The sequence below is a fragment of the Pseudomonas putida genome (assembly GCF_009883635.2).
Classification (GTDB): Bacteria; Pseudomonadota; Gammaproteobacteria; order Pseudomonadales; family Pseudomonadaceae; genus Aquipseudomonas; species Aquipseudomonas putida_W.
This window is the reverse complement of sequence record NZ_CP026115.2, coordinates 1,952,945-1,978,468: the sequence shown is the minus strand read 5'-3', so window position 1 is coordinate 1,978,468 and position 25,524 is coordinate 1,952,945. Positions and strand designations below refer to the sequence as shown.

General features: G+C 65.4%; 22 protein-coding genes. 4 read left to right on the top strand and 18 right to left on the bottom strand.

Annotation, left to right across the window (positions count from 1 at the left end):
- The 15 genes from urtD to cbiE all read right to left on the bottom strand — a co-directional run bounded on the left by urtD (window position 1) and on the right by cbiE (window position 16,015).
- Entirely contained in the window at window positions 1-858 is an 858-nt protein-coding gene (urtD, locus tag C2H86_RS09085) for an urea ABC transporter ATP-binding protein UrtD (protein WP_205524601.1), read from the bottom strand.
- The gene (gene urtC / locus C2H86_RS09080) at window positions 855-1,934 is read right to left on the bottom strand and encodes an urea ABC transporter permease subunit UrtC (RefSeq protein ID WP_159412300.1); all 1,080 of its coding nucleotides are present in this window, start codon (window positions 1,932-1,934) and stop codon (window positions 855-857) included. The genes urtD and urtC overlap by 4 nt, the downstream gene beginning before the upstream one ends.
- Window positions 1,934-3,454 carry an urea ABC transporter permease subunit UrtB gene (urtB, locus tag C2H86_RS09075; RefSeq protein ID WP_430738575.1) on the bottom strand — a complete coding sequence of 507 codons (1,521 nt, stop codon included), beginning with the start codon at window positions 3,452-3,454 and terminating at the stop codon, window positions 1,934-1,936. Before urtB ends, urtC begins: the two co-directional genes overlap by 1 nt.
- 88 nt (window positions 3,455-3,542) lie before the next feature.
- Complete coding sequence (gene urtA / locus C2H86_RS09070) at window positions 3,543-4,808, bottom strand: urea ABC transporter substrate-binding protein (protein ID WP_159412298.1); 1,266 nt, start codon at window positions 4,806-4,808, stop codon at window positions 3,543-3,545.
- Between the two features lie 188 nt (window positions 4,809-4,996).
- Entirely contained in the window at window positions 4,997-6,403 is a 1,407-nt protein-coding gene (gene cycA, locus C2H86_RS09065; RefSeq protein WP_159412297.1) for a D-serine/D-alanine/glycine transporter, read from the bottom strand.
- A 139-nt stretch (window positions 6,404-6,542) separates the two neighbouring features.
- The gene (locus C2H86_RS09060) at window positions 6,543-7,910 is read right to left on the bottom strand and encodes a PepSY-associated TM helix domain-containing protein (protein ID WP_159412296.1); all 1,368 of its coding nucleotides are present in this window, start codon (window positions 7,908-7,910) and stop codon (window positions 6,543-6,545) included.
- A 58-nt stretch (window positions 7,911-7,968) separates the two neighbouring features.
- On the bottom strand, window positions 7,969-10,026 hold the full coding sequence (locus C2H86_RS09055) for a TonB-dependent copper receptor (RefSeq protein ID WP_159412295.1): 2,058 nt from the start codon (window positions 10,024-10,026) through the stop codon (window positions 7,969-7,971).
- A gap of 66 nt (window positions 10,027-10,092) precedes the next feature.
- On the bottom strand, window positions 10,093-10,542 hold the full coding sequence (locus tag C2H86_RS09050; RefSeq protein ID WP_159412294.1) for a DUF2946 domain-containing protein: 450 nt from the start codon (window positions 10,540-10,542) through the stop codon (window positions 10,093-10,095).
- Between the two features lie 25 nt (window positions 10,543-10,567).
- Window positions 10,568-11,047 carry a copper chaperone PCu(A)C gene (locus C2H86_RS09045; RefSeq protein ID WP_159412293.1) on the bottom strand — a complete coding sequence of 160 codons (480 nt, stop codon included), beginning with the start codon at window positions 11,045-11,047 and terminating at the stop codon, window positions 10,568-10,570.
- Window positions 11,048-11,093: 46 nt separating this feature from the next.
- Entirely contained in the window at window positions 11,094-11,483 is a 390-nt protein-coding gene (locus C2H86_RS09040; RefSeq protein WP_159412292.1) for a DUF2946 domain-containing protein, read from the bottom strand.
- 121 nt (window positions 11,484-11,604) lie between these two features.
- Complete coding sequence (locus C2H86_RS09035; protein ID WP_110633628.1) at window positions 11,605-12,459, bottom strand: SPFH domain-containing protein; 855 nt, start codon at window positions 12,457-12,459, stop codon at window positions 11,605-11,607.
- Window positions 12,460-12,485: 26 nt separating this feature from the next.
- On the bottom strand, window positions 12,486-12,923 hold the full coding sequence (locus tag C2H86_RS09030; RefSeq protein WP_159412291.1) for an NfeD family protein: 438 nt from the start codon (window positions 12,921-12,923) through the stop codon (window positions 12,486-12,488).
- A gap of 62 nt (window positions 12,924-12,985) precedes the next feature.
- Complete coding sequence (locus tag C2H86_RS09025) at window positions 12,986-13,720, bottom strand: cobalt-precorrin-6A reductase (protein ID WP_159412290.1); 735 nt, start codon at window positions 13,718-13,720, stop codon at window positions 12,986-12,988.
- A complete protein-coding gene (locus C2H86_RS09020; protein WP_159412289.1) occupies window positions 13,717-14,811 on the bottom strand; it encodes a cobalt-precorrin-5B (C(1))-methyltransferase in 1,095 nt (364 codons plus the stop codon). Before C2H86_RS09020 ends, C2H86_RS09025 begins: the two co-directional genes overlap by 4 nt.
- A complete protein-coding gene (gene cbiE / locus C2H86_RS09015; protein ID WP_159412288.1) occupies window positions 14,804-16,015 on the bottom strand; it encodes a precorrin-6y C5,15-methyltransferase (decarboxylating) subunit CbiE in 1,212 nt (403 codons plus the stop codon). Before cbiE ends, C2H86_RS09020 begins: the two co-directional genes overlap by 8 nt.
- 145 nt (window positions 16,016-16,160) lie before the next feature.
- Between cbiE and cobG the strand changes: the two genes are divergently transcribed.
- Genes cobG through cobJ form a run of 4 tightly spaced genes read left to right on the top strand, consistent with a single transcriptional unit; the run spans window position 16,161 to window position 20,533 of the window.
- On the top strand, window positions 16,161-17,492 hold the full coding sequence (gene cobG / locus C2H86_RS09010) for a precorrin-3B synthase (RefSeq protein WP_159412287.1): 1,332 nt from the start codon (window positions 16,161-16,163) through the stop codon (window positions 17,490-17,492).
- Window positions 17,485-18,111: a precorrin-8X methylmutase gene (locus C2H86_RS09005; protein WP_159412286.1), complete on the top strand. Its 627-nt coding sequence runs from the start codon at window positions 17,485-17,487 to the stop codon at window positions 18,109-18,111. The genes cobG and C2H86_RS09005 overlap by 8 nt, the downstream gene beginning before the upstream one ends.
- Entirely contained in the window at window positions 18,111-18,839 is a 729-nt protein-coding gene (locus C2H86_RS09000; protein ID WP_159412285.1) for a precorrin-2 C(20)-methyltransferase, read from the top strand. Before C2H86_RS09005 ends, C2H86_RS09000 begins: the two co-directional genes overlap by 1 nt.
- Window positions 18,827-20,533, top strand: coding sequence for a precorrin-3B C(17)-methyltransferase (gene cobJ / locus C2H86_RS08995; RefSeq protein ID WP_159412284.1), 1,707 nt, complete (start codon window positions 18,827-18,829; stop codon window positions 20,531-20,533). The genes C2H86_RS09000 and cobJ overlap by 13 nt, the downstream gene beginning before the upstream one ends.
- Window positions 20,534-20,542: 9 nt before the next feature.
- Here cobJ and C2H86_RS08990 read toward each other — a convergent pair whose 3' ends face one another.
- From C2H86_RS08990 to purD, 3 genes are all read right to left on the bottom strand, one after another.
- Window positions 20,543-21,139 carry a MarC family protein gene (locus C2H86_RS08990; RefSeq protein ID WP_159412283.1) on the bottom strand — a complete coding sequence of 199 codons (597 nt, stop codon included), beginning with the start codon at window positions 21,137-21,139 and terminating at the stop codon, window positions 20,543-20,545.
- Window positions 21,140-21,190: 51 nt separating this feature from the next.
- A complete protein-coding gene (locus C2H86_RS08985) occupies window positions 21,191-23,968 on the bottom strand; it encodes a hybrid sensor histidine kinase/response regulator (protein ID WP_159412282.1) in 2,778 nt (925 codons plus the stop codon).
- A gap of 144 nt (window positions 23,969-24,112) precedes the next feature.
- On the bottom strand, window positions 24,113-25,408 hold the full coding sequence (purD, locus tag C2H86_RS08980; RefSeq protein WP_159412281.1) for a phosphoribosylamine--glycine ligase: 1,296 nt from the start codon (window positions 25,406-25,408) through the stop codon (window positions 24,113-24,115).
- Window positions 25,409-25,524 lie beyond the last annotated feature (116 nt).

Here is a 25,524-nt window from a genome sequence, read left to right as displayed (position 1 = left end):
TCAGCGACCCAGGTAAACCTCGACCACCCGTTCATCCGCCTGCACCTGTTCCAGCGAACCTTCCGCCAGCACGCTGCCCTGGTGCAGCACGGTCACATGGTCGGCGATGCTGCCGACGAAGCCCATGTCATGTTCCACCACCATCAGCGAGTGCTTGCCGGCCAGGCCCTTGAACAGCTCGGCGGTGAACTCGGTCTCGGCATCGGTCATGCCCGCCACCGGCTCGTCGAGCAACAACAGCTGTGGCTCCTGCACCAGCAGCATGCCGATCTCGAGGAACTGCTTCTGCCCGTGCGACAGCAGGCCGGCCTGGCGCTGGGCCAGGGGCAGCAGGCGCAAGGTGGTCAGTACTTCCTCGATGCGCTGGCGCTGTTCGCCGCTCAGGCGTGCCGCCAGGCTGGCCCACACTGATTTGTCGGTCTTCAACGCCAGCTCCAGGTTCTCGAACACGGACAGTGCCTCGAACACCGTCGGCTTCTGGAACTTGCGGCCGATGCCGGCCTGGGCGATCTGGTACTCGCTCATGCGGGTCAGGTCGAGGGTGTCACCGAAGAAGGCGCTGCCCGTATCGGGGCGGGTCTTGCCGGTGATCACGTCCATCATCGTGGTCTTGCCGGCGCCGTTGGGGCCGATGATGCAGCGCAGTTCGCCGACGCCGATGTACAGGTTCAGTGCGTTGAGCGCCTTGAAGCCGTCGAAGCTGACGCTGATGCCCTCAAGGCTCAGCACCGTGCCGTGGCGGGTGTCGAGGCCGGCCTTGCGGCTGTGGCCCAGGCCGATTGCCTCGCGGCCGCTGCCGAGGGTATCGAACACGGGTTCCAGCATGAATTCCGGGTGGACCGGGGGCACGCCTCTCATGGCTGGCTCCTTTTTTTCAACAGGCCGACCACGCCCTTGGGCAGGTACAGGGTCACGAGGATGAACAGCGCACCGAGGAAGAACAGCCAGAACTCCGGGAAGGCCACGGTGAACCAGCTCTTCATGCCATTGACCAGGCCGGCACCGAGCAGCGGGCCGATCAGCGTGCCACGCCCGCCGAGGGCCACCCACACGGCGGCTTCGATGGAGTTGGTCGGCGACATTTCGCTGGGGTTGATGATGCCCACCTGCGGCACGTACAGCGCACCGGCCAGGCCGCACAGCACGGCGCTGAGCACCCATACCAGCAGCTTGAAGCCGCGTGGGTCGTAGCCGCAGAACATCAGGCGGTTCTCGGCGTCGCGCACGGCGGTGAGCAGGCGGCCGAACTTGCTCTGGGTCAGGCGCCAGCACAGGTACAGGCTGGCCAGCAGCAGGCCGACAGTCAGCAGGAACAGCACCGCGCGGGTGCCCTGCGCGGCGATGTCGAAGCCGAGGATGGTGCGGAAGCTGGTGAAGCCGTTGTTGCCGCCGAAGCCCGTTTCGTTACGGAAGAACAGCAACATGCCGGCGAAGGTCAGCGCCTGGGTCATGATCGAGAAGTACACGCCCTTGATCCGCGAGCGGAAGGCGAACCAGCCGAACACCAGCGCCAGCAGCCCGGGCGCCAGCACCACCAGGCACAGGGCCCAGGCGAAGTGCTGGGTGCCGGCCCAGTACCACGGCAGTTCGCTCCACGACAGGAAAGTCATGAACCCGGGCAGGCCGTCGCCGGCCGCCTGGCGCATCAGGTACATGCCCATGGCGTAGCCGCCGAGGGCGAAGAACAGGCCGTGACCCAGCGACAGCAACCCGGCATAGCCCCAGACCAGGTCCAGGGCCAGGGCGACGATGGCGTAGCAGAGGATCTTGCCGACCAGGGTGAGGGTGTAGGCCGAGACCTGCAGGGCGTGATCCGCCGGTAGCAGCGACAGCAGCGGCAGGGCCACCAGCAGCAGGACGACGACCGCGCCGATGGCCAGCGACAGCCGTGGCCCGGCCTTTTGCGTAGCGGTGACAAGCAGTGGCTGGTTCATCAGTCGATTACCCGTCCCTTGAGGGCGAACAGGCCTTGCGGGCGCTTCTGGATGAACAGAATGATCAACGCAAGGATGAGGATTTTGCCGAGCACCGCACCGATCTGCGGCTCCAGCAGCTTGTTGGCGATACCAAGGCCGAACGCTGCCCACAGGCTGCCGGCCAGTTGCCCGACGCCGCCGAGCACCACCACCAGGAACGAGTCGATGATGTAGCTCTGGCCCAGGTCCGGGCCGACGTTGCCGACCTGGCTCAGGGCCACGCCGCCCAGGCCGGCGATGCCGGAGCCGAGGCCGAAGGCGAGCATGTCGACGCGCCCGGTGGAGACGCCGCAGCAGGCCGCCATGTTGCGGTTCTGGGTGACAGCGCGCACGTTCAGGCCCAGGCGTGTGCGGTTGAGCAGCAGCCAGGTGAGCAGGACCACGGCGAGCGCGAAGCCGATGATCACCAGGCGGTTGTACGGCAGCACCAGGTTGGGCAGCAGCTGGATGCCGCCAGAAAGCCAGGCCGGGTTGCTGACTTCGACGTTCTGCGCGCCGAACAGCAGGCGGATGGCCTGGATCAGGATCAGGCTGATGCCCCAGGTGGCCAGCAGGGTTTCCAGCGGGCGCCCGTAGAGGTGGCGGATCACCGTGCGTTCCAGGGCCATGCCGACCCCGGCACTGACCGCGAACGCCACCGGCAGGGCGATCAGCGGGTAGAACTCGATGGCACCGGGGGCGTAGCGTTGCAGCAGCACCTGGACCATGTAGGTGCTGTAGGCGCCGAGCATGAGCATCTCGCCATGGGCCATGTTGATCACCCCGAGCAGGCCGAAGGTGATCGCCAGGCCCAGCGCGGCCAGCAGCAGGATCGAGCCCAGTGACAGGCCGCTGAAGGCCTGGCCAAGCAGTTCGCCGACCAGTAGCTTGCGCTTGACCTGGGCCAGGCTGGTTTCGGCGGCGGTGCGCACGCCTGGGTCGCTTTCCGCGCCAGGTTGCAGCAGCGCTTCGAGGCGGGTGCGAGCCAGCGGGTCGCCGGTTTCGCCGAGCAGGCGTACCGCAGCCAGGCGCACGGCCGGCTCGCTGGCGCCCAGTTGCAGGTTGGCCAGGGCCAGGCCGAGGGCGGCGTGCACGGCGGCATCTGGCTCGCTGGCGAAGCGCCGGTCGAGGAAGGCCATCTGTGCCGGCTGCGCGCTCTTTTGCAGTTGTTGGGCGGCGGCCAGGCGGGTGGCGTTGTCGTCGCTGAGCAGCTGGTGGCTGGCCAGCGCGTTGTCGATCAGGCCGCGCAGGCGGTTGTTCAGGCGTACCTTGCGCGTGTCATCGGCGGCGATGCGGCCCTGGCGCAGGTTGTCCAGCAGCGGCACGCGCGCGGCATCGGGTTGTGCCGCCCAGCTTTCGAGCAGTCGGGCCTGCTCGGCGGGCTTGGCGGTGAGGAAGAATTCGCCCTCGCTGGCTTGGGTTGCCAGAGGGATTAGCAGGAGCAGTGTGAGCAGGAATCTGAGCATGCGGGCAATCCTGGAAATCGGCGGTGGATTCATCGCGGATAAATCCGCTCCTACAAGGTCGGCGCAGAACCTGTAGGAGCGGATTTATCCGCGATAGGGCTGCAAAGCAGCCCCAATGCACTCATTTACCTTTCACCGCGTAATCAGGGCGCTTGTCGTTACCCGGAATGAACGGGCTCCAAGGCTGCGCGCGCAATGGCTGCTCAGTCTCCCACACCACGCTGAACTGCCCGTCATCCTGAATCTCGCCGATCATCACCGGCTTGTGCAGGTGGTGGTTGGTCTTGTCCATGGTCAGGGTGAAGCCCGACGGTGCCTTGAAGGTCTGCCCGGCCAGCGCCTCACGGACCTTGTCGACGTCGGTGGACTTGGCCTTCTCGGCGGCCTGGGCCCACATGTGGATGCCCACGTAGGTGGCCTCCATCGGGTCGTTGGTCACCGCTTTGTCGGCCCCCGGCAGGCCCTTGGCCTTGGCATAGGCCTTCCAGTCGGCGACGAACTTCTGGTTGACCGGGTTATCCACCGACTCGAAGTAATTCCACGCCGCCAGGTGGCCCACCAGCGGCTTGGTGTCGATGCCGCGCAGCTCTTCTTCGCCCACCGAGAAGGCCACCACCGGTACGTCGGTGGCCTTCAGGCCCTGGTTGGCCAGTTCCTTGTAGAACGGCACATTGGAGTCGCCGTTGACGGTGGAGATGACCGCGGTCTTGCCGCCAGCGGAGAACTTCTTGATGTTGGCGACGATGGTCTGGTAATCGGCGTGGCCGAACGGGGTGTACACCTCTTCGATGTCTTTGTCGGCCACGCCCTTGCTGTGCAAGAAGGCGCGCAGGATCTTGTTGGTGGTGCGCGGGTAGACGTAATCGGTGCCCAGCAGGAAGAAGCGCTTGGCGCTGCCGCCATCTTCGCTCATCAGGTATTCCACGGCCGGGATGGCTTGCTGGTTGGGCGCAGCACCGGTGTAGAACACGTTCGGCGACATCTCTTCACCTTCGTACTGCACCGGGTAGAACAGCAGGCCGTTGAGTTCCTCGAACACCGGCAGCACGGATTTGCGTGATACCGAGGTCCAGCAGCCGAACACCACCGCGACCTTGTCCTGGGTCAGAAGCTGACGGCTCTTCTCGGCAAACAGCGGCCAGTTGGAGGCTGGGTCGACCACCACCGGTTCAAGCAGCTTGCCGTTCACACCGCCCTTGGCGTTGATCTCGTCGATGGTCATCAGCGCCATGTCCTTGAGCGAGGTCTCGGAAATCGCCATGGTCCCGGACAGCGAATGCAGGATGCCGACCTTGATGGTCTCGGCGGCCTGGATACTCCAGCTCAGGCCCATCGCCGCAAGCGATGCACTGAGGGTAAAGGCCTTGATCAGACTGCGACGCTTCATGTGCTCTCTCCGCTGAGATTTTTTATGGTGTTGGCCAAGCGGGGAGGAGCGTTGCAAGGGGTGTGCCTAGTGGCGAAAGCACCGGGGTAGAGGGGTTATGCGAGGTATTAGGGCGTTTCTCAGGTCCAGGTTGGTGCCTGGGAGATTTGTGTGCACAGGATTGGGGCTGCAAAGCAGCCCCAGCAGAATCAGCCGTTACGCACAGCCGAGCGCGGATGACGACGGCTACGCACGAACTGGTAGGTCACCGCCAGCAGCAGGAACCAGATCGGGGTGACTACCAGCGCCGAGCGGGTGTCCGCCTCAAGGCTCAGCAGCACCAGAATGAAGGCAAAGAACGCCAGGCACACGTAGCACATGAAGCGCCCGCCAGGCATCTTGTAGGTCGACGCCTGGTGCAGCGCATCGCGGTGCTTGCGGTACTTCAGGTACGACAGCAGGATCAGCGTCCAGACGAACATGAACAGCACCGCCGACACCGTGGTCACCAGGGTGAACGCCTCAACCACGTTCGGTACCAGATAGATCAGCACCGCACCCAGCAGCAGGCAGGCGCAGGAGAAGAACAGGCCGTTGGCCGGCACCGAGCGGCTCGACAGTTTCTCGAACGCCTTCGGTGCATCGCCTTCCTGGGACAGGCCGTAAAGCATGCGGCTGGTGGAGAACACGCCGCTGTTGGCCGACGAGGCCGCCGAAGTCAGCACCACGAAGTTGATGATGCTCGCCGCCGCCGGCAGGCCGGCCAGCACGAACAGTTCTACGAACGGGCTCTTGCCTGGTATCACGTCGCGCCATGGGGTCACCGCCATGATCGCGATCAGTGCCAGCACGTAGAATACGATGATCCGTACCGGGATCGAGTTGATCGCCCGCGGCAGGGTGCGCTCGGGGTTCTTCGCTTCAGCCGCCGTGGTGCCCACCAGCTCGATACCGACGAACGCGAACACGGCGATCTGGAAACCGGCGAAAAAGCCCATCACGCCGTTGGGGAACATGCCGCCGTCGTTCCACAGGTTGGCCAGTTGCGCGGTGCGACCGCTCGGCGAAGTGAAGCCGGTGAGGACCATGTACAGGCCGGTGGCGACCAGGCCGAGAATGGCGACGATCTTGATCAGGGCGAACCAGAACTCCAGCTCGCCGAACATCTTCACTGTCACCAGGTTCAGCGACAGCAGCACCGCCACGCAGGTCAGCGCTGGTATCCACTGCGGCAGGTCGGGGAACCAGAACTGCGTGTAGGCAGCAATGGCGACCACGTCGGCGATGCCGGTGACCACCCAGCAGAACCAATAGGTCCAGCCGGTGAAGTAGCCGGCCCAGGGGCCGAGCAGGTCGGCGGAGAAGTCGATGAAGGACTTGTAGTTGAGGTTCGACAGCAGCAGTTCGCCCATGGCGCGCATGACGAAGAACAGCATGAAGCCGATGATCATGTAGACGAAGATGATCGACGGCCCCGCCAGGCTGATGGTCTTGCCCGAGCCCATGAACAGGCCGGTGCCGATGGCCCCGCCGATGGCGATCAGCTGGATGTGGCGGTTGGTCAGGTTGCGCTGCAGATGTTGTTCATCTGGCGTGTTGGGAGAAGTTTGCGTCATCAAGCTGCATTCCCTTGGAAGGTCGGTCTTCTTGTCGGAGGTAGCCGGTTAGGCTAACACGCTCGTGCCAGATCGGGGCGCGACAGATCGACTCGACTTTTGGGTAGCAGCCGGGGGCGCAAAGCGCCCCCCGGCGATCTCAAGCGTTGGCCAGCACCCGGCGGCGTCTTACCACCAGGCTATCCACCACCCACATCACCACCATCGACACTCCCACCAGCGGGAACATCACGCCCAGCACCAGCATCACCCCCACAGCCGTCTTCCAGCGCGGCAGGTCATGGCGCAGCGGCGGCACGCCCAGGCCACCCTCGGGCCGGCGCTTCCACCACATCACCAGACCGCTTACCGAACCCAGCAGGATCATCAGGCACACCAGCAGGATGATGATCTGGTTCAGCGGTCCGAACATCTTGCCCTCGTGCAGCATCACGCCCAGCTCGGTAGCGCGGGCCACCGGGCTGTAGTCCTGCCAGCGCACATCGGCCAGCACCTTGCCGGTGTACTGGTCGACATGCAGGGTTGCGTCGTTGCGCGGGTCGTCGGCGAACACGGCGATGGTGTAAACACCTTCGGCAGTGGTCGGCGCGGTGATGCTGTAGCCCGGCTCGACCTGGCGCGCCGTGGCGATGTCTTCAACCTGCTGCAGGCTCACCTGAGGCGCAGCCGGTGCACTGTCCATCATGTGATGCCCAGCATGTTCGGCATGCGCGCCGGATTGCGGCATCGGTGTGTTCTCCATCGCCCACGGCACGGTCTGACGGTGCGCGCTGTTCAGTTCGCGAGCTTCCTGGTCCGACTTGGGCACGTCATTCCACATGGCCGCCGGGAACCGGTTCCACAGATCGGCGTACTGCTTGCCCCACATACCGGTCCAGGTCATGCCGCTGACCAGCATCAGCAACAGCAGGGCGGAACCCCAGAACCCGGTCACCGCGTGAAGGTCGCGCCAGAACAACCGCCCTTTCGCCGCGAACCGTGGCCACAGCACGCCGGCACCGTTACGCCCGCGTGGCCACCAGAGGTACAGCCCGGACACCACCAGCACGATGCCCCAGCCGGCGGCCAACTCAACCAGGCGGTCACCGACCGTACCGACCATCAGCTCGCCGTGCAGGGCGCGGGCGATGGCCTGCAGGTTCTGCTTGCCGTCCTGCTCTCCAAGGATCTTGCCGCTGTACGGGTCGACGAACACGTTCAGCTCGCGGCCACCGTCATGCACCACGAACTGCGCGCTGCGCTCGGCATTGATCGGCGGCAGGTACTGGCCGACATGGCCTTTCGGGTAGGCCTGGCGCACTTCGGCCAGCAGCGTGTCGGCGCCCTGTCGATGATGGCCGGCTTCGACCACCATCAGATCACGGTACAGCAGCGGGTCGAGCTGCGGCTTGAACAGGTAGATGATCCCGGTGATCGCCAGCAGGATCATGAACGGGGCCACGAACAGCCCCGCATAGAAGTGCCAACGCCAGGCCAGGTTATAGAAGTTGATGCGTGTTCCTCTCATGGGAACCTCCTGTTTGACCAGCTGATGGGCGCGCCCGAAGCCGCGCCCGTTGTTGTTGTCAGAAGCTGAAATCGACCTTGGTCCAGAAGGTCCTGCCTGGCTCGTTCACCGGCTGTGGGTCATTGGCCGGGTAGCCGAACCCGGCATTCCCGGCCAGGTTCAGGTGCTCGGCGTAGGCCTTGTCGAACAGGTTGTCGACCCCTGCGCTGAGCTTGAGGTTGTGGTTCACCTTGTAGGCGCCGTTGAGCGAGAACACGCCGAAACCGGCGCTCTTGTCGTAGTCCTTGCCGACCACGTTGCCCTGGTTCTCGGCGATGCGGTTCTGCGCCGCCACCAGGCGCCACAGGGCACCGGCGCTCCAGCTGTCGCGGCTGTAGGTCAGGCCCAGGCGGCTTTCCAGCGGCGGCATCTGTGGCAGTGCCTTGCCGTCGCTGCTGTTCTTGCCCCAGGCGGAGGCCAGGGTGGCATCGGCCTTCCAGCGCTCGGTGAGCTTGTAGGCCGCGCCCAGTTCGCCGCCCATGATGCGGGCATCGATGTTCTGTGCCTGGGAGGTGCTCATGCCCATCATCCCGGTGCGGTAGTCGAACAGAATGTAGTCACGGATCTGCCCGACATAGCCCGAGGCCCAGGCCTCCAGGCGCTCGTCGCGGTACTGGATGCCGAAGTCGAGTTGGGTGGTCTTCTCCGGCTTGATGCCGTCGAACGCGTTGGCCGCGCCGGGTGGCGCCAGCTTGGGCGAGAACAGCTCCCAGTAGTCCGGGAAGCGCTCGGCGTGGCCGAGGCCGATGTAGGTGGTGGCGGGGACTGCCGCCAGGTCATGCTCGTAACGCACGAAGCCACTGGGCAGCGTGTCGGCGCGGGTGTCGCCCTGAGTGGCGCTGCCCTGGCGGAAGTCCCGGGCCGAGGCACGGTCCAGGCGGGCACCGGTGATCAGCCGGTCTTCGCCGGTGGCGTACCAGGTGAGCTCGCCGAAAGCACCATAGTTGTGGAAGTCTGCGTCCTTGGTCCAAGGCTGGCCCTTGTGCGCATCGACGCCCATGCCGCCGCGCTGGCGGTGTTCGTTGGTCTGCGCGTCGATGCCGCCAATCAGTTGCACGTCGGCCCAGCGCCAGGTGGCCTTGAGGCGAGCGCCCAGCGTGCGGCGGTCGACGTTGCTGACCATGGGCATGCCCATCATGCCGGAGCCTGATGGTGTGCGCAGGCTGTAGTTGTCCATCACGTGGTCGGCGTAGTTGTAATAGACCTGCGCCTCGACCTTGTCGAGCACCTCGCCGAGGTTGGACTTTTCAAAGCGCAGGCCCAGGCTCTCGCGCTTGAACTGCGAGCCGTCCATGCCACGGCCGGCGTAGCGCGCCTCGCCGTCACCCTTGCCGGCGGTGAGTTCTAGCAGTGTGTCCTGGTCGGGCGTCCAGCCCAGGGCCACGTCGCCGTTCCATTTCTCCCAGCGCGAAGGCACTGTGTCGCCGTTGCCATCCTCGTAATCGTCCGAGTGCGACTGGTTGCCGACGAAGCGGGCATAGCCCTGGCTGTTGCCGGCCGCAGCATCGAGCACCTTGTCGAAGCGGCCGTTGGAGCCGGCCAGCAGGCTGGCGTTGACCCGGCTGCCGAGGGTGCCGAACTTTTCCGGCTCACGTTCGAAGAGGATGGTACCCGCCGAGCCGCCTGGCCCCCAGATCACGCTTTGCGGGCCTTTGATCACGGTCAGGCGGTCGTAGGTTTCCGGTGCGATGTAGGAGGTCGGGGCATCCATGCGGTTGGGGCAGGCGCCGAGCATCACGCCGCCGTTGGTGAGAATGTTCAGGCGCGAGCCGAACATGCCGCGCAGCACTGGGTCGCCATTGGTGCCGCCGGCGCGGATGGCGGAAAAGCCAGGGATGGTCTTCAGGTAGTCGGCCCCATCGCTGGCGGGCACGGGTTGGCGCGGGTCCTTGGGGTTGGTGACCACGGTCAGTGGCGAACTCGGCGCAAGCGCGGTGATCACCGTTGGGCTCAGCTCGGCCTCAGGGCCTTCATGGCCAGGTTCGGCAGCCAGGGCCATGGGCGCGAGCAGCGAGCCGCACAGCGCGGCGAATGTCCCTCGCAGGGAAGAAGCTAAAACAGGGGGGCAGCCGGACATAGGGATTCCAGTCGATCAGTCATGAGTGTGCGCGAAGCCTCCTGGCTCCGTGCGATAACAGTGGTGTCAGACGCTGATCGAAAGGGGCGGCGCGCGGCTGCGCGCACCGGGGAACACGGCCTGCCGGGCGTGGCCCTGGCGCGTAGGTGCCGGGATGAGGGTGGGGGGAGCTGTGCTGGCGACGCTGAGTGGGCTGAGGGTTTGCGGCAAGGCCGGGCAATTGAACAGCAGGCTGCAGTAGCCGCACTTTTCCCACATCACATGCAGCTGGCCATCGTTGCCGTGGCCGTGATGGGCATCACTGCCATGGGCCTGATGGGTCTCGCTGCCCACTGGCATGGACATCGACGCGTCCATGGGCATGCTCATGCCGGCGTGGTGGTCCATCGGCATCGACTGGGAAACCAGCGGGCCGATGAAGATCATCCACATGGCGAACAGGCTCAGCCAGCCGCCACCGACGCGCCTGCGTTCAGGGCGGGTGGTGCGGCTGAGGCTGTTGCGCGGCAGGCTCATGTTGGCGAGCGCCTGTCAGCGGGCGTCAGTGCGCGTGTTCGTGAGCCTGGTCCGATGGCGCCTGCTTCTGTACGGCCACGTCGACCTTGATGTCGCCGGCCTTCTCGAAGTGCAGGGTCATCGGGAAGCGCTTGCCGTCGGTGAGGAGGCTGCGGTCCTTGGGCTGCATCAACATCACGTGGTAGGCGTTGGGTGCGAAGGTCAGGTCCTTGCCCGCGGGCACCACCACGCTCTGCACCTGCTGCATTTTCATGGCGCCACTGGCGCTCATGGTGTGCTCATGCAACTGCGCGTCATCGCTGATCGGGCTGTCGACGCTGAGCAGGCGGTCATCGGCCTTGCCGTTGTTGTGCACGACGAAATAGGCGGCGACGTTAGGGGCGTTGGGCGGTAGTTGCAGCGACCACGGGTGAGCGATGTGCAGGTCGCCCACGGTGTATTCATGGGCATTGGCGTAGGCGCCGGGCAGCAGCAGGGCAGCCAGTACAAGAGCTTGCTTGAGCATGGTGAGTCTCCGATCTGTTCAGGTTCAGGCAGACAGCGTGATGAACTCAGGCCAGCGGAGAGGCACGGGGATTGAGCGCGGGCCATAGCTGGCGCGGCGTGGGTTGGTAGTCGATTAACGGTGGAGCATCCCCGGCCAGCAGCGTGGGCGGGTTGTGCAGTTGCGGCGGATAACCCGGCAGGGCCAGCAGCGGTGCAGCTCCCGAGCAGCACCAGCAGTGCTGCATGTTGGAGTGCTGGTCGCTTTGGGTGCCGAGGTCGATCTTGGCCAGGGCCTGGACATCGGCCTTGGCCTTGCCGGCCAGGCTGGAACAGAAAGCCCCCCACAGCAGCTGCTCAGCCGGGCCTTTGGGCGCGGCAGAAGACAGCGGCATGGCCAGCAGGTTGAACAGCACTGCTAGGCAGGCTATCCAGGCAATGTGCCGACGTGGGGGCATGGAGAGATCCGGTCAGGAATCGTGGGCGGTATTGTAAGGCGGAGTATAGGTAAAAATGGTGGGGTGCGGTGAAGTGACGCAGGTGCCAGGCATTGGGGCTGCACAGCAGCCCCCGGCAGGCTCAGGCCTTGTTGCGACCCATCAGCCCACGCACGGTCTCCTGCAGGTCTGCTGGCAGCACCACAACCTTGGCATTGTTGCTGCTGGCCAGGTTCTCCATGGCGCCCACATAACGCTCACCCAGCAGGTACATGGCTGGCACGGTCTCGTTACCCACGGCCTCCTTGACCAGCGAGATTGCCCGCGCCGAGGCCTCGGCCAGGTTGATCTGTGCTTCGGCATCCAGCTTGGCCGACTGCAGGCGCGCTTCGGCTTCGAGGATCGCCGCCTGTTTGGCGCCTTCGGCGCGGGTCACGTCGGCCTTGCGCTCACGCTCGGCGGCCGCCTGGCGTTCCATGGCCAGCTGCATGTTCTCCGACGGCTTGATGTCCTGGATCTCGACCGAGCGCACGGTCACGCCCCAGTCTTCGGTCTGCTCGGACATCGCCTCACGCAGGCGCGCCTTGATCTGTTCGCGGCTCGACAGCGCCTCGTCCAGGTCCATTGCACCGACGATGGCGCGCAGCGAGGTCATGGTCAGGCTGGTGACGGCGAACGAGAAGTTCTGCACGCCATAGGAGGCCTTCTGTGGGTCGACCACCTTGGCGAAGCACAAGGCGTTGGCCACGATCACCGCGTTGTCCTTGGTGATGATTTCCTGCTCCTGCACGTCGAGGATGATGTCCTTGGTCGGCAGGCGATAGGCGACCACGTCCATGTACGGGATGACGATGTTCAGGCCCGGTTTGAGGGTGTTGTGGTAGCGGCCCAGACGCTCGACGATCCATTCCTCGCCCTGGGGCACGATGCGCACCCCCTTGAACACGGTGATCAGGACGAACAGGGCGAGGGCGCCGACGACGATGAGACTGGTCATGATCAAACTTCCTTTTAAATGCCAATTCAGGCCCGGACGACCCGGGCGGTATTGCCTTCGATGGCGACGAGCCGCACACGCTCGCCTGCCGGGATGTCGCCGTCGGCGATGCAGGTCCATTCCTCGTTGCCGAGCAGTGGCTTCTGGAAGCGCACGCGGCCTTTCTGGAATGGCGAGACGCTGCTGGTCAGCAGCCCGACTTCACCGATCACGCTGTCGGCGGTCCAGCGCACGTCTGGCTGCTTGCGCTTGAACAGCTTGAACCAGAGGAACGTGGTCACCGAGGAGAACAGCACCCACAGCAGCACCTGCATGTCCAGTTGCAGGGCGGGGGCGGCCAGGGCGATGAGCGAGACCAGCACGGCACCAATGCCGAACCAGATGATGAAGAACGTGGGCAGGACCAGTTCGAGCAGGATCAGGCCGATACCGAAGACCAGCCAGATCCACCATTGCATTTCCATATGAGCGACGCCTTCCGGAGGGGAGGCCAAAGTTTAAGGCAGTGGAGCGGCACTAGGCCACTTCACGGACGGCCGGAAAAGTCTGAAAGTGCTGTAGTCAACTGAGCTGAAGATGTGAACTCCCGATCCACCACAGGTAACACAGGGCGTTTTAGTATCAGCACCGGCACCCCGCGTTCCCGTGCCACGTCGAGCTTTGGTTCGGTCGCCACGCTGCCGCTGTTCTTGCTCACCAGCACATCGATGCGGCGCCGCTCGAACAATACCCGCTCGTCTTCGATCTGAAACGGCCCACGTGCGCCGATTACTTCACATCGCTCGTTGCCCGTGCAGGCTTCCAGCGCCCGCAAGGTCCAGAACTGCTCCGGCGGAATCTCCTCAAGATGTTGCAGTGGCTCGCGACCGAGGGTGAACAGCGGCCGCCTGAACGGCTTGAGCGCTTCGATCAGGCCATCCCAGTCTTCCACTTCGCGCCAGTCGTCCCCCGGCTGCCCTTGCCAGGCCGGGCGACGCAAAGCCCAGCAGGGGATACCGGCAACCTTTGCGGCGCTGGCAGCGTTGCGGCTGATCTGTGCGGCATAGGGGTGGGTGGCATCGATCAGCAGGGTGATGCCGGCCTCACGCAGATAAGCGGCCAGGCCTTCCGCGCCACCATAGCCACCGACCCGTATCTGGCACGTAAGGTCCTGCGGCACGCGGCCGATGCCGGCCAGGCTGTAGACGTGCTCAGGGCCGAGCTGGCGGGCGATGGCCAAGGCTTCGGTGACGCCGCCGAGCAGCAGGATACGGTGGCTCATTGCACACCTGCCTTGCCGACGATGCCGCCCTGGCGGTCGATGGCAAACACTTCGACCTGCACCTGGGCTGGCACCACGCTACGGGCGAAGGCCAGGGCATGGGCGCACACCGCGTCGCCCAGGGCGACGCCGGCGGCATGTGCCAGGGCCAGGGCCTGCTGGCTGGTGTTGGCGGCAATGATGGCCGCTTGCAGCTCGGCGTCGGCGCCGATGTCCGCTGCCCAGCCAGCCAACTGTGGCAGGTCGATGCTCGAGTGACGGCTGTGCAGGTCCATGTGCCCGGCAGCCAGCTTGCTGATCTTGCCGAAGCCGCCGCACAGGGTCAGGCGTGGCACCGGCACCTTGCGCACGTGCTTGAGTACTGCGCCGACGAAGTCGCCCATTTCGATCAAGGCGATCTCGGGCAGGTTGTAGACCCGGCGCATGGTGTCCTCACTGGCGTTGCCAGTGCACGCAGCGATGTGGGTGTAGCCATTGGTGTGGGCAACGTCGATGCCCTGGTGGATCGAGGCGATGTACGCCGAGCAGGAGAAGGGCCGGACGATGCCGCTGGTGCCGAGGATCGACAGCCCGCCGAGGATGCCCAGGCGCGGGTTCATGGTCTTCAGCGCCAGCGCCTCACCGCCTTGCACATTGACCGTGACCTCGAAGCCGCCCGGATAGCCGCAATCGTCGGCCAGCTGCAGCAAGTGCTCGCTGATCATCCGCCGTGGCACCGGATTGATCGCCGGCTCACCCACTGCCAGCACCAGGCCGGGGCGGGTGACGGTACCGACGCCAGAGCCTGCGACGAAGCGTATGCCAGGTTGCACCTGCAGGCGGATCTGGCTGTAGAGCAGAGCGCCGTGGGTGACGTCAGGATCGTCGCCGGCATCCTTGAGCGTGCCCGCTTCGGCGCGTTCGCCGACCAGGCGGCAGAATTCCAGGCGCATCTGCACTACCTTGCCCTTGGGCAGGGTGATGTTCACCGCGTCATCGCACTGTCCGGTCAGCAGCAACTTGGCGGCGGCAAGGCTGGTGGCGGTGGCGCAGCTGCCGGTGGTCAGGCCGCTGCGCAGGGGCGCGGGTTGCTCGCGGGTTTCTTCACGCATCGAGGGGTTTCACCACGTCAAGCAAGGTGATCGGCAACGCCTGGCGCCAGGTGTCGAAGGCGCCCAGCGGCTGAGCCTGGGCGACGTGGATGCGGGTCAGTTCGCCACCGTGCTGTTCACGGAAGTGCGCCAGGGCCAGTTCGCTTTGCAGGGTCACTGCATTGGCCACCAGCCGCCCACCGGGGCGCAAGCGTTCCCAGCACAGTGGCAACACGCCTTCGCGGGTGACACCGCCACCAATGAAAATGGCGTCCGGGCGTTCCAGTTCGGCCAGGGCGTCGGGTGCCTTGCCGCGAACCAGCTGAAGGCCCGGCACGCCGAGGGCATCGCGGTTGTAGTCGATGAAACCCTGCCGACCTTCGTCGGCTTCGATGGCCAGGGTGCGGCAGGCCGGGTGAGCGCGCATCCATTCGATACCGATCGAACCGCAACCGGCGCCGACATCCCACAGCAACTCGCCGGGTTGCGGCGCCAGGCGCGCCAGGGTAATGGCGCGCACGTCGCGCTTGGTCAGCTGGCCGTCATGGCGGAAGACGCTGTCTGGCAGCCCGGGTACACGCGACAGAGGCATGGCATCCGGGCTGATCAGGCACTCGATGGCGACCAGGTTGAGGGCGGCGACTTCGCGGTACGGCCAGTCATCAGCTGTGCCACAGAGGTGCTGCTCGGCCGCACCACCGAGGTGCTCCAGCACATGCAGGCGGCTGGGCCCGAAGCCGCGTTCGCGCAGCAGTGCGGCGATGGCTGCAGGGCTATCGCCGTCGTTGCTCAGCACTAGCAGGCGCTGGCCGCCGTACAGGTGGGCATTGAGCGCCGCCAAGGGGCGTGCGACCACCGATACCACCTGCACGTCCTGCAGTGGCCAGCCCAGGCGGGCGGCGGCCAGGGCACAGGAGGAGGGCATCGACAGCACCTGCATTTCTTCGGCCGCCACCTGCCGCGCCAGGCTGGCGCCGACGCCAAAGAACATCGGGTCGCCGCTGGCCAGTACGCAGGTCGGCTCACCGCGCAGTGCCAACACCGGGGCGAGGGAAAACGGGGACGGCCAGTCTTGCCGCTCGGCACCGATGCAGCGCGGCAGCAAGGCCAGCTGGCGCGGGCTGCCGATGATCCGCGAGGCGCCCAGCAAGGCGCGTCGGGCCTGCTTGCCCAGGCCGCTGAAGCCGTCTTCGCCGATGCCTACTACTGTCAGCCAGGGTGCCATGCATACCTCTTTCAGATCCTTGGGGTGCGCAGCGCCCCCAAAATTTCAGCTCAAACGCTGTTGACGCTCGACCACCGGCTTTTCATGCCGCCGGACAAAGCAGGCATAATACCGCGCCTTCTACACTCAAGCGCATTTTCAGCGATTGCCGGACGCCCCTTTGACGCCAGCCAACACGCCCGTAGCATCACCCCGTCCCTCGGCCTGTCCGGGGTTGTGGCGCATCGTCAGCGCCCGTGAAGGTGGCATCTGCCGCATCAAGCTGCCCGGCGGCCTGCTGCTGGCCGACCAGGCCGAGGCAGTGGCGGTGGCGGCCGAGCGTTTCGCGGGTGGGGTGATCGAAGCGACCAACCGCGGCAATCTGCAGATCCGCGGTATCGGCAGCGATCATGCCGGGCTGGTCGAAGGCCTGCTGGCCGCCGGCCTCGGCCCGCGTGACGCGGCCAGCGATGACGTGCGCAACCTGATGCTCAGTCCGCTGGCTGGCCATGATCCGTCGATGATGCTGGATGTACGCCCCCTGGCCGGGCAGATCCTCGACCTGCTGCAAGGTACGTCGCGCTTCCATCAGTTGTCGGCCAAGTTCGCCGTGCAACTCGATGGGGGTGAAGGCGTGGCCATGCTCGATCATCCTCACGACCTGTGGCTCTCGGCAATGCGCCTGGGGCAGCGCGACTGGCTGGCATTTGGCTTGGCAAGCTGCCCGGCCGATGGCCCGGTACTTGGCGCGGTGCCGCTGGAGCAGGGGCTGGCGCTGGTGCGCGCGGTGATCGATCGCTTCCTTGATCTGGCCAGCCCGGAGCAGTCGCGCATGCGCCAGCTTCTGCAAGGTTGCCAGGTCGATGTCTTCATCGAAGGGCTCGGCTTGCAGGTCCGCCGCGATGCGGCGGTGCTCGACTGGCAGCGCGAAGGCGCGCAAAACCCATGGCTGGGTGCCGTGGCACAAAAGCAGGGCATGGCGTTGGGGGTCGCTCCGCCGCTGGGTCGCCTGTCACCGGCCATGTTGCGTGGCGCTGCCCGGGTTGCCCGCCAATGGGGGGATGGCAGCCTGCGCCTGACTCCGTGGCAAAGCCTGATGCTGACCAACATCGCCGCAGCCGACCTGGAACAAGCCCGCGTCGAGCTGTCAGCAATGGGCCTGCTCTGCCAAGCCGATGAGCCCTTGGCGCGCGTGGTTGCCTGCACCGGCAGCAGTGGCTGCGCCAAGGCCCAGGCCGAAACCAAGGCCGATGCCGTCGAGCTGGCGGCGCTGCTGGGCAGTGGCGTGCCCGGCAGCGTGCATTTGTCTGGCTGCCCCCGTTCCTGTGCCGTGGCCCATGTCGCCCCGGCCACCTTGCTGGCCCGTTCACCGGGCCGCTATGACCTCTATTTGCGTGACGCGCACCTGCCGGGCCTGGGGGCCCTGCGCGCCACCGACCTTACCTTGAATGAAGCAGGCGCCATGCTCGCCCTGCCGACGGAGCACCTTGATGATTGACTACATCCGCGATGGTCAGGAGATCTATCGCAATTCCTTCCGGATCATCCGTGAGGAAGCCCGGCTCGAGCGGGTCCCCGCCGACCTGGAAAAGCTCGCCGTGCGCGTGATCCATGCCTGCGGCATGGTTGATGCCATCGACGGCCTGCAGTTCTCCGAAGGTGCCGGCCGCGCCGGTCGCGAAGCCCTGGCCAATGGCGCGCCGATTCTCTGCGACGCGCACATGGTTGCCGAAGGCATCACCCGTGCCCGCTTGCCCGCCAACAACCCGGTGATCTGCACCCTGCGCGACCCGAGCGTGCCAGGCCTGGCCAAGGAGGCCGGCAACACCCGTTCCGCCGTGGCCCTGGAGCTGTGGCGCCCGCATCTGGAAGGCAGCGTGGTGGTGATCGGCAATGCCCCGACTGCGCTGTTCTACCTGCTGGAGATGATCGATGCGGGTGCGCCAAAGCCCGCCCTGATCCTTGGCTTCCCGGTCGGCTTCGTCGGCGCCGCCGAGTCCAAGGCGATGCTCGCTGCAGACAGCCGCGGCGTGCCGTTCGTGATCATGCAGGGCCGCCTGGGCGGTAGCGCGATGGCTGCTGCCGCGGTCAACGCCCTGGCCACGGAGGTGGAGTGATGGCGCGCGGACGACTGCTGGGCCTGGGCGTAGGCCCCGGCGACCCTGAACTGATCACCGTCAAGGCGCTGCGCCTGCTGCGCGAGGCGCCAGTGGTGGCGTATTTCGTGGCCAAGGGCAAGCGCGGCAACGCCTTCGGCATTATCGAGGCGCACCTGCAAGCCGAGCAGACCTTGCTGCCGCTGGTATACCCGGTGACCACCGAGGTACTGCCCGCGCCGCTGTCCTACGAGCAGGTGATCAGTGATTTCTACGATGAAGCTGCCGTACAGATAGCCGAGCACCTGGATGCCGGTCGCGATGTGGCCGTGATCTGCGAAGGTGATCCGTTCTTCTACGGCTCCTACATGTACCTGCATGACCGCCTGGCCCAGCAGCATGAGGCCGAAGTGGTCCCGGGCGTGTGTTCGATGCTCGGTGGTGCCTCGGTACTGGGCGCGCCGCTGGTGTATCGCAACCAGAGCCTGTCGATACTGTCGGGCGTGCTGCCCGCCGAAGAGCTCAAGCGCCGGCTGGCAGACGCCGATGCGGCGGTGATCATGAAGCTGGGCCGCAACTTCCCCAAGGTGCGCCAGGTGCTGGGTGAACTGGGCCTGGACGGGCGCGCGTTGTATGTCGAGCGGGCGACCATGGCCAACCAGAAGATCGTGCCGCTGGATGAAGTGGACCCACAGTCCTCACCGTACTTCTCGCTGATCATCGTGCCGGGGGAAAAATGGCAGGGCTGAACACGCAACAGGCGCCGGCCATCGTCATTCTTGGCGGCGGCAGCCTGGCTACGGCGCAGCGCATCCAGCAACGTTATCCACGGGCGACCATTCATGGTTTGCGTGGTCGGGTCGAGGGTGCCGATCAGTATTACGACGGTTTCGGCGATACCTTGCGTGCGCTGTACCAGCAGGCCGTCCCGATCATCGCGCTGTGCGCCGCCGGCATCGTCATCCGCAGCCTGGCCAGCCTGCTCGACGAGAAAGGTGCTGAACCGCCAGTGTTAGCCGTGGCCGAGGACGGTAGTGCGGTGGTGCCGTTGCTGGGTGGCCTGAGCGGGGTCAATGTCATGGCCCGTGAACTCGGCGAGGTGCTGGGTGTGGCGGCTGCAATCACCACCAGTGGCGAACTACGCTTCGGCACCTGCCTGCTCAACCCGCCCGAGGGCTATGCCCTGGCAGATCTTGAGCAGGGCAAGCGCTTTGTCTCCGACCTGCTGGCCGGCGAAAGCGTGCGTGTCGAGGGCGACGCACCCTGGCTTGCGCAGGCGCAATTGCCTGCCAGTGACACGGCCCGGCGCACCATCCATGTTGGCTGTGACGCGCGCGTGGTCAGCCGTGATGAGCTGCTGATCCACCCACGCTCCGTGGTGGTGGCGCTCGCTGCAGGCGGGCCTGGCCTGGCCGATAAGGTGCGTGGCGCCTTGCGTGAGGCCGGCATTGCAGAGCCCTCGCTGGCTTGCTTGCTGGTCGCCGAGCAGGCGATGGCCGAGCCTTCCTTGCACGAGGCCGCAGCAGAACTGGGTGTCGTGCTGCGCTTCGCGGCCATGAACGGCACGTTGGCCAGCATGGCGGCCGAGGCCATGCCCGAGGCTCGCCTGATCGAACAGTCGGGCCTGGTCATTGCATCGGCCCCACTGCCGGTCGACACGGCGCGCCTGGGTCGCAAGCGGGGTCGCCTGGCGGTGATCGGCCTGGGCCCTGGTGCGGCCGAGCTGATGGTGCCGGCGGTAAAAGCCGAGCTGGCGCGTGCCGAGGACATCCTCGGCTACGAAACCTATGTGCGCATGGCCGGGCCGTTCCGTGACGATCAGGTGCAGCACTGCACCGACAACCGAGAAGAGATGCAGCGCGCCCGCCATGCCTTCGAGCTGGCGGCCCAGGGGCGTTCGGTGGTGGTGGTGTCCTCGGGCGACCCAGGTGTATTCGCCATGGCGGCGGCGGTGCTCGAAGCCCTGCATGAGTCCAGCGACGCTGCCTGGCACCGTGTCGACCTTGAGATCCTGCCAGGGGTATCGGCTTCGCTGGCAACCGCTGCGCAAGCTGGCGCGCCATTGGGGCACGACTTCTGCGTGATGTCGCTGTCGGACAACCTCAAGCCTTGGTCGATCATCGAAAAACGCCTGGACCTCGCGGCCCAGGCGGATCTGGTGCTGGCCTTCTACAACCCGATCTCCAAATCCAGGCCGCATCAGCTCGGTTTGGCGCTGGAGGTGGTGCGCAGGCATCGCGAGGGGCAGACGCCCGTAGTGTTGGGCCGTGATATCGGCAGGCCGGGGCAGACCCTGAGGGTGGTGACGCTGGCTGAGCTGACGCCCGAGATGGTCGACATGCGCACAATGGTGCTGGTGGGTTCGTCGACCACCTGCACCTTTGCCCGTGTTGAGGGAGGGCAGTGGGTCTACACCCCGCGCTGGTACCCGGTCGCGCCCTGAACCCGAGGGCTAACCGACCAGGTAGCCCTTGATCCCGGTAAAGATGATCTGCGCCGCCAGGGCGCAGACGAACAGCCCCATCAAGCGGCTGACGATCTGCAGGCCCTGGTCACCGAGCAGCTTTTCGATGCCGTGCGACAGGTACAGCACCACACCTACGGTGAAACTGGCCAGGGCGATGCTGACGATGGCCAGCAGCTTGTCGTCCCAGTGCGGTTGGCCCACGCCCATTACCAGCAAGGCACCGATGGTACCGGGGCCGACAGTGAGCGGGATGGTCAGCGGCACGATGGTCACGTCCTGCTGCACGTTGTCGGCCTGCACGGCCGGTTTGCCCTGGGCCATGCTTAACGCCGAAATGAACAGCACGCTGCCGGCACCGATGCGGAAGGCGTCGGCGGTGATGCCGAAAATCCCGAAAATCACCCGGCCGAACAGGTACAGCAGCACGCTGGCCACCAGCGCGGCAAAGGCGACTTTCCAGGCCAGCTGTTTGCGCTCTTTGCTGGAATGGCCACGGGTTAGGCTGATGAAGCACGACAGCACGAAGAACGGGCTATAGAGCACCAGCATCTTCAGGTAGACACTGAACAACTCGTGGAGCATGGGATGATCCTTGAGTGAGAAGCGTGGTGTGTAGGAGCGCGTTCGGCGTGGTCAAGAAGTATGCGCTGGGTCAGCCTTGGCTTCGCGCTGATTGGCCCAGTACTGGATCAACTCGCGCAACTGCGACAGCTCCACTGGCTTGGCCATGTGCCCGTCCATGCCGGCTAGACGCGCGCGCTCCTTGTGCTCTGCCAGTATATGCGCGGTCAGCGCCACCACCGGGGTGCGCTGGCGCTGGTGGGTGGTTTCCCAAGCGCGCAGCTGCTGGGTCGCGGAGAAACCGTCCAGCACCGGCATTTCGCAGTCCATCAGCACCAGGTCGTAACGCTGTGCCTTCATCGCCTGCAAGGCCTCCTCGCCGTTGCTGGCGGTATCGGGCTCCAGGTTGAGCTTGCCGAGCATGCCGCGGATGACCTTGGTCGAGATGCTGTTGTCTTCGGCCACCAGCACACGGAAGTCGCTCGGCAGCTCAAGGGTGCCTTGCGCGCCGGGTAGCGGAGCCGGCACAGCCTGCTCGCGCCCGCGCTGGGCCAGTTCTTCGGCCAAGGTGGTCTTCAGCGTATAGCCGGCAACCGGCTTGGCGAGGATGCGCTTGACCCCGGCATTGCGCGCGATGACCTTGCTGGGCGCGTTGCTGATACCGGTGAGCATCACCACCAGGATGTCGTGGTTCAGGCTCGGGTCTTCCTTGATCTTGGCCGCCAGCTGCATGCCGGTCATGCCGGGCATGTTCTGGTCCAGCAACACGGCGTCGAAGTAGTCGCGCAGGTGCGCCTTGGTTCGCAGCAGGGCCAGCGCCTCCTTGCCGGATGGCACCGCGCTGACATTCATGCCCCAGGCGCTGCACTGTTGCACCAGCACCTTGCGGCAGGTGTCGTTGTCGTCCACCACCAGGACCCGGGCGTCGCGCAATGGGCCGTCCAGGTCTGCCGGCGGCTGCTCCAGGCGTGACGGGTCGAGCGGCAAGGTCAGCCACAGGGTGTTGCCCATACTGGTGCTGCTCTTGATGCCGAACTCGCCTTGCATCAGGCCGATCAGCTGCTTGGCGATGATCAGCCCGAGGTGGCCGCCAAGCTTGTTGCTGGAGAGGAAGTGGTGGCTGTGCAGTTCGGCCTGCAGCAACGCTTCACGCTCGGCAGCAGGCAGTGGCTCGCCACTGTCCTGCACGGCAATGCGCAGGCGGGGGATTTCGCCGCGCTGGTCCAGCGCCACCACCAGCAGGATCTCGCCCTGGGAAGTGTTCTTCAGGGCATTTTCCAGCAGGCTCGACAGCGCCTGGCGCAGGCGTGTCGGGTCACCACTGATGACCCGCGGCACCTGCGGCTGGGTGAAGCTGATCAGCTCGATGTTCTGCTGCTCGGCCTTGGCGCGGAAAATGTTCAGGCAGTCTTCGATCAGGGCGTTCAGGTCGAACTGCACGTCATCCAGTTCGATCTGCCGCGACTCCAGCTTGGAAATATCGAGAATCTCGTTGATCAGCGTCAGCAGCTCGTTGCCGGCGCTATGGATGGTCTGTACATAGTCGCGTTGCTTGACCGACAGCGGCGTGCCAAGCAGCAGCTCGGTCATGCCCAGCACACCGTTCATGGGGGTGCGGATTTCGTGGCTGATCTTGGCCAGGAATTCCGCCTTGGCATTGATCTCGGCATCGCTGGCTGCCAGTGCACGGCTGGCACTGAAGCGCTCTTCGCTGATGCGCCGCAGGCGCTCACTGACGGCCAGGTTGAGCAGAAGACCGCTGGCCACCGTCATGCCCAGGAGGATGCACAGCAGCCAGGGTGTCGAAGTGCGGGTCAGGCCGAGCAGGGCCGGCAGCAGCACCAGGCCGCCAAGGTTGAACACCAGCATGGCGATGCTGAACAGCCGTGCGGGGGCATAGCCCTTGTACCAGTGGTAACTGCTGGCCAGCAGCATGGTCACACTACCGATGGCCAGCAGGGCATAGGTCATCAGGTTGAGCGGCAAGGTGTCGACGAACAGCAGAATCAGGCCGCTGACTGCAGCGACCAGCATTTCGCCCTGCAGCAGGCGGTTAAGCCGCGGTGAGTTGCGGGGGGCGAAGAAATGTTGGGTGAAATACAGCCCTGACAGCCCGGCCAGCACCAGGGTCAGGTAGGCGGCGGGGGTTTGCGCGCTGTGCCACAGGTGCCACCACGGGCCGCTGAGGTTGAGCAGGATCAGGCCGCTGAGCATCATCAGCCCATGGTACAGGGCGAGATACAGCGTGGTGCTTGAACGGGTATAGAGGAAGCGGATCAGGTTGTGCAGGATGAGCATCACCAGACCGCCGAACAGCATGCCGAACAGTAACGGTTGGCTATGGTCGGAGGCGGCTACCGCTGCAGGCTCCAGGCTTATCGCCGGGCGCAGTTGGTGTTCCGAGACCAGGCGAAGGTAGATGTCCAGCGAGTGCTGGCTGTTGGGCAAGGGTAATACGTGGTCGCTGCCGCGCAGGGTCGGGCTGCCATCGCCGTTGCCGGCCTGGCGGCCATGGTGCAGCTGGCGCAGCAGCCTGCCGCCATCGAGGGCGTACAGATCGAGGCGGGACAGGTCGGGGGCGAAGATGCGCAGCAGTTGCTCCTGGTCGCCCGGTTCCAGGCGATAGTGCAACCACAGGGCCTGTTCGGCCGGTGCTGCATCGAGCTCGCCAAGGGTGATCGGGCTGAACTGGCTGCGATAGCGATCGGAGCGCACGTCACTTAGTTGCAGGTTGGCCTGTTCATCGAGCAGAACGGACCAGCCTCCGCCCTGTTCGGCCGAAGCCGGCAACAGGCAGAACAAGGTCAGCAAGCTGACGATCAGAGCTGTGGCAATCCGAAGCCGACGCACTACGAGATCCCTTCCTAGCCGATGTGCCAGATACTAACTATGCGCGGCGCGCCAAGTCGAAGGCAAGGCCCCTCGGGGCCCTGTCGACGAGCCGGATACCGCAGGCGCAAGGTGCTGTGGCGCGCTGCGGCAACCCGGTACAACTTACTGCTGGTGCTCACCGCGCTCGCGGGCGATGGCCCGGTAGCCGATGTCGGTACGGTAGAAGCTGCCGTTCCAGCTCACTTCCTTGGCCAGGCGGTAGGCCTGCTGCTGGGCATCGGCAACGCTGGCACCCATGGCGGTGGCGCAGAGCACGCGGCCGCCGTTGGTGACAACCTGGCCGTCCTTCAGCGAAGTACCGGCATGGAACACCTTGCCTTCGATCTTGGCAGCAGCATCCAGGCCGTTGATCACGTCGCCCTTGGCGTAGTCGCCCGGGTAACCGCCGGCAGCCAGCACCACGCCCAGGCTCGGGCGCGGGTCCCACTGTGCTTCGACCTTGTCCAGGGCTTTGGCGAAGGCAGCTTCGACCAGCAGCACCAGGCTCGACTCCAGGCGCAGCATGACGGGTTGGGTCTCAGGGTCGCCGAAGCGGCAGTTGAACTCGATGACCTTGGGGTTGCCCGCCTTGTCGATCATCAGACCGGCATACAGGAAGCCAGTGTAGACGTTGCCTTCCTCGGCCATGCCACGCACGGTCGGCCAGATCACCTGGTCCATCACGCGCTGGTGCACGTCCGGGGTAACCACCGGGGCAGGGGAGTAGGCGCCCATGCCGCCGGTGTTCGGGCCGGTGTCCTGGTCGCCGACGCGCTTGTGGTCCTGGCTGGTGGCCATCGGCAGCACGTTGTGGCCGTCGACCATGACGATGAAGCTGGCTTCCTCGCCGTCGAGGAACTCTTCGATCACCACACGCGAACCCGCTTCGCCAAAGGCGTTGCCGGCCAGCATGTCACGCACGGCGGCTTCGGCTTCTTCCAGGGTCATGGCGACGATCACGCCCTTGCCCGCGGCCAGGCCGTCGGCCTTGATCACGATCGGTGCGCCTTTTTCCTGCAGGTAGGCCAGGGCCGGCTCGATCTCGGTGAAGTTCTGGTAGTCGGCGGTCGGGATCTTGTGGCGCGCCAGGAAGTCCTTGGTGAAGGCCTTGGAGCCTTCCAGCTGGGCCGCGCCCTTGGTCGGGCCAAAGCAGTCCAGGCCACGGCTGCGGAACAGGTCGACCACGCCGATCACCAGCGGCGCTTCCGGGCCGACGATGGTCAGGTCGACGTTCTTCTCGGCGAAGTCGGCCAGTTGCTCCAGCGCGCACACGTCGATGGCGACGTTCTCGCATTTTGGCTCGATGGCGGTGCCGGCGTTGCCCGGGGCAACGAAGACTTTCTCGACGCGTGGGTCCTGGGCGACTTTCCAGGCCAGGGCGTGCTCACGGCCGCCGCTGCCGATGATCAAAACTTTCATGTCAAAACCTCGAAATCTGTCGAACGAGAGGCCTGGCCTCTCGCTGTACGAGGTCGCAATGAAGCAGGTAGATGCAAGGCGGGGCCGGTTCCGATGAGCGGAGTTGCCTTCTGGCA

Excerpts from the sequence above, each read along its gene's own strand:
- urtD (WP_205524601.1), bottom strand. The coding sequence starts at position 858 with ATGAGAGGCGTGCCCCCGGTCCACCCGGAATTCATGCTGGAACCCGTG.
- urtC (WP_159412300.1), bottom strand. The coding sequence starts at position 1,934 with ATGAACCAGCCACTGCTTGTCACCGCTACGCAAAAGGCCGGGCCACGG.
- urtB (WP_430738575.1), bottom strand. The coding sequence starts at position 3,454 with ATGAATCCACCGCCGATTTCCAGGATTGCCCGCATGCTCAGATTCCTG.
- urtA (WP_159412298.1), bottom strand. The coding sequence starts at position 4,808 with ATGAAGCGTCGCAGTCTGATCAAGGCCTTTACCCTCAGTGCATCGCTT.
- cycA (WP_159412297.1), bottom strand. The coding sequence starts at position 6,403 with ATGACGCAAACTTCTCCCAACACGCCAGATGAACAACATCTGCAGCGC.
- C2H86_RS09060 (WP_159412296.1), bottom strand. The coding sequence starts at position 7,910 with ATGAGAGGAACACGCATCAACTTCTATAACCTGGCCTGGCGTTGGCAC.
- C2H86_RS09055 (WP_159412295.1), bottom strand. The coding sequence starts at position 10,026 with ATGTCCGGCTGCCCCCCTGTTTTAGCTTCTTCCCTGCGAGGGACATTC.
- C2H86_RS09050 (WP_159412294.1), bottom strand. The coding sequence starts at position 10,542 with ATGAGCCTGCCGCGCAACAGCCTCAGCCGCACCACCCGCCCTGAACGC.
- C2H86_RS09045 (WP_159412293.1), bottom strand. The coding sequence starts at position 11,047 with ATGCTCAAGCAAGCTCTTGTACTGGCTGCCCTGCTGCTGCCCGGCGCC.
- C2H86_RS09040 (WP_159412292.1), bottom strand. The coding sequence starts at position 11,483 with ATGCCCCCACGTCGGCACATTGCCTGGATAGCCTGCCTAGCAGTGCTG.
- C2H86_RS09035 (WP_110633628.1), bottom strand. The coding sequence starts at position 12,459 with ATGACCAGTCTCATCGTCGTCGGCGCCCTCGCCCTGTTCGTCCTGATC.
- C2H86_RS09030 (WP_159412291.1), bottom strand. The coding sequence starts at position 12,923 with ATGGAAATGCAATGGTGGATCTGGCTGGTCTTCGGTATCGGCCTGATC.
- C2H86_RS09025 (WP_159412290.1), bottom strand. The coding sequence starts at position 13,720 with ATGAGCCACCGTATCCTGCTGCTCGGCGGCGTCACCGAAGCCTTGGCC.
- C2H86_RS09020 (WP_159412289.1), bottom strand. The coding sequence starts at position 14,811 with ATGCGTGAAGAAACCCGCGAGCAACCCGCGCCCCTGCGCAGCGGCCTG.
- cbiE (WP_159412288.1), bottom strand. The coding sequence starts at position 16,015 with ATGGCACCCTGGCTGACAGTAGTAGGCATCGGCGAAGACGGCTTCAGC.
- C2H86_RS09005 (WP_159412286.1), top strand. The coding sequence starts at position 17,485 with ATGATTGACTACATCCGCGATGGTCAGGAGATCTATCGCAATTCCTTC.
- C2H86_RS09000 (WP_159412285.1), top strand. The coding sequence starts at position 18,111 with ATGGCGCGCGGACGACTGCTGGGCCTGGGCGTAGGCCCCGGCGACCCT.
- cobJ (WP_159412284.1), top strand. The coding sequence starts at position 18,827 with ATGGCAGGGCTGAACACGCAACAGGCGCCGGCCATCGTCATTCTTGGC.
- C2H86_RS08990 (WP_159412283.1), bottom strand. The coding sequence starts at position 21,139 with ATGCTCCACGAGTTGTTCAGTGTCTACCTGAAGATGCTGGTGCTCTAT.
- purD (WP_159412281.1), bottom strand. The coding sequence starts at position 25,408 with ATGAAAGTTTTGATCATCGGCAGCGGCGGCCGTGAGCACGCCCTGGCC.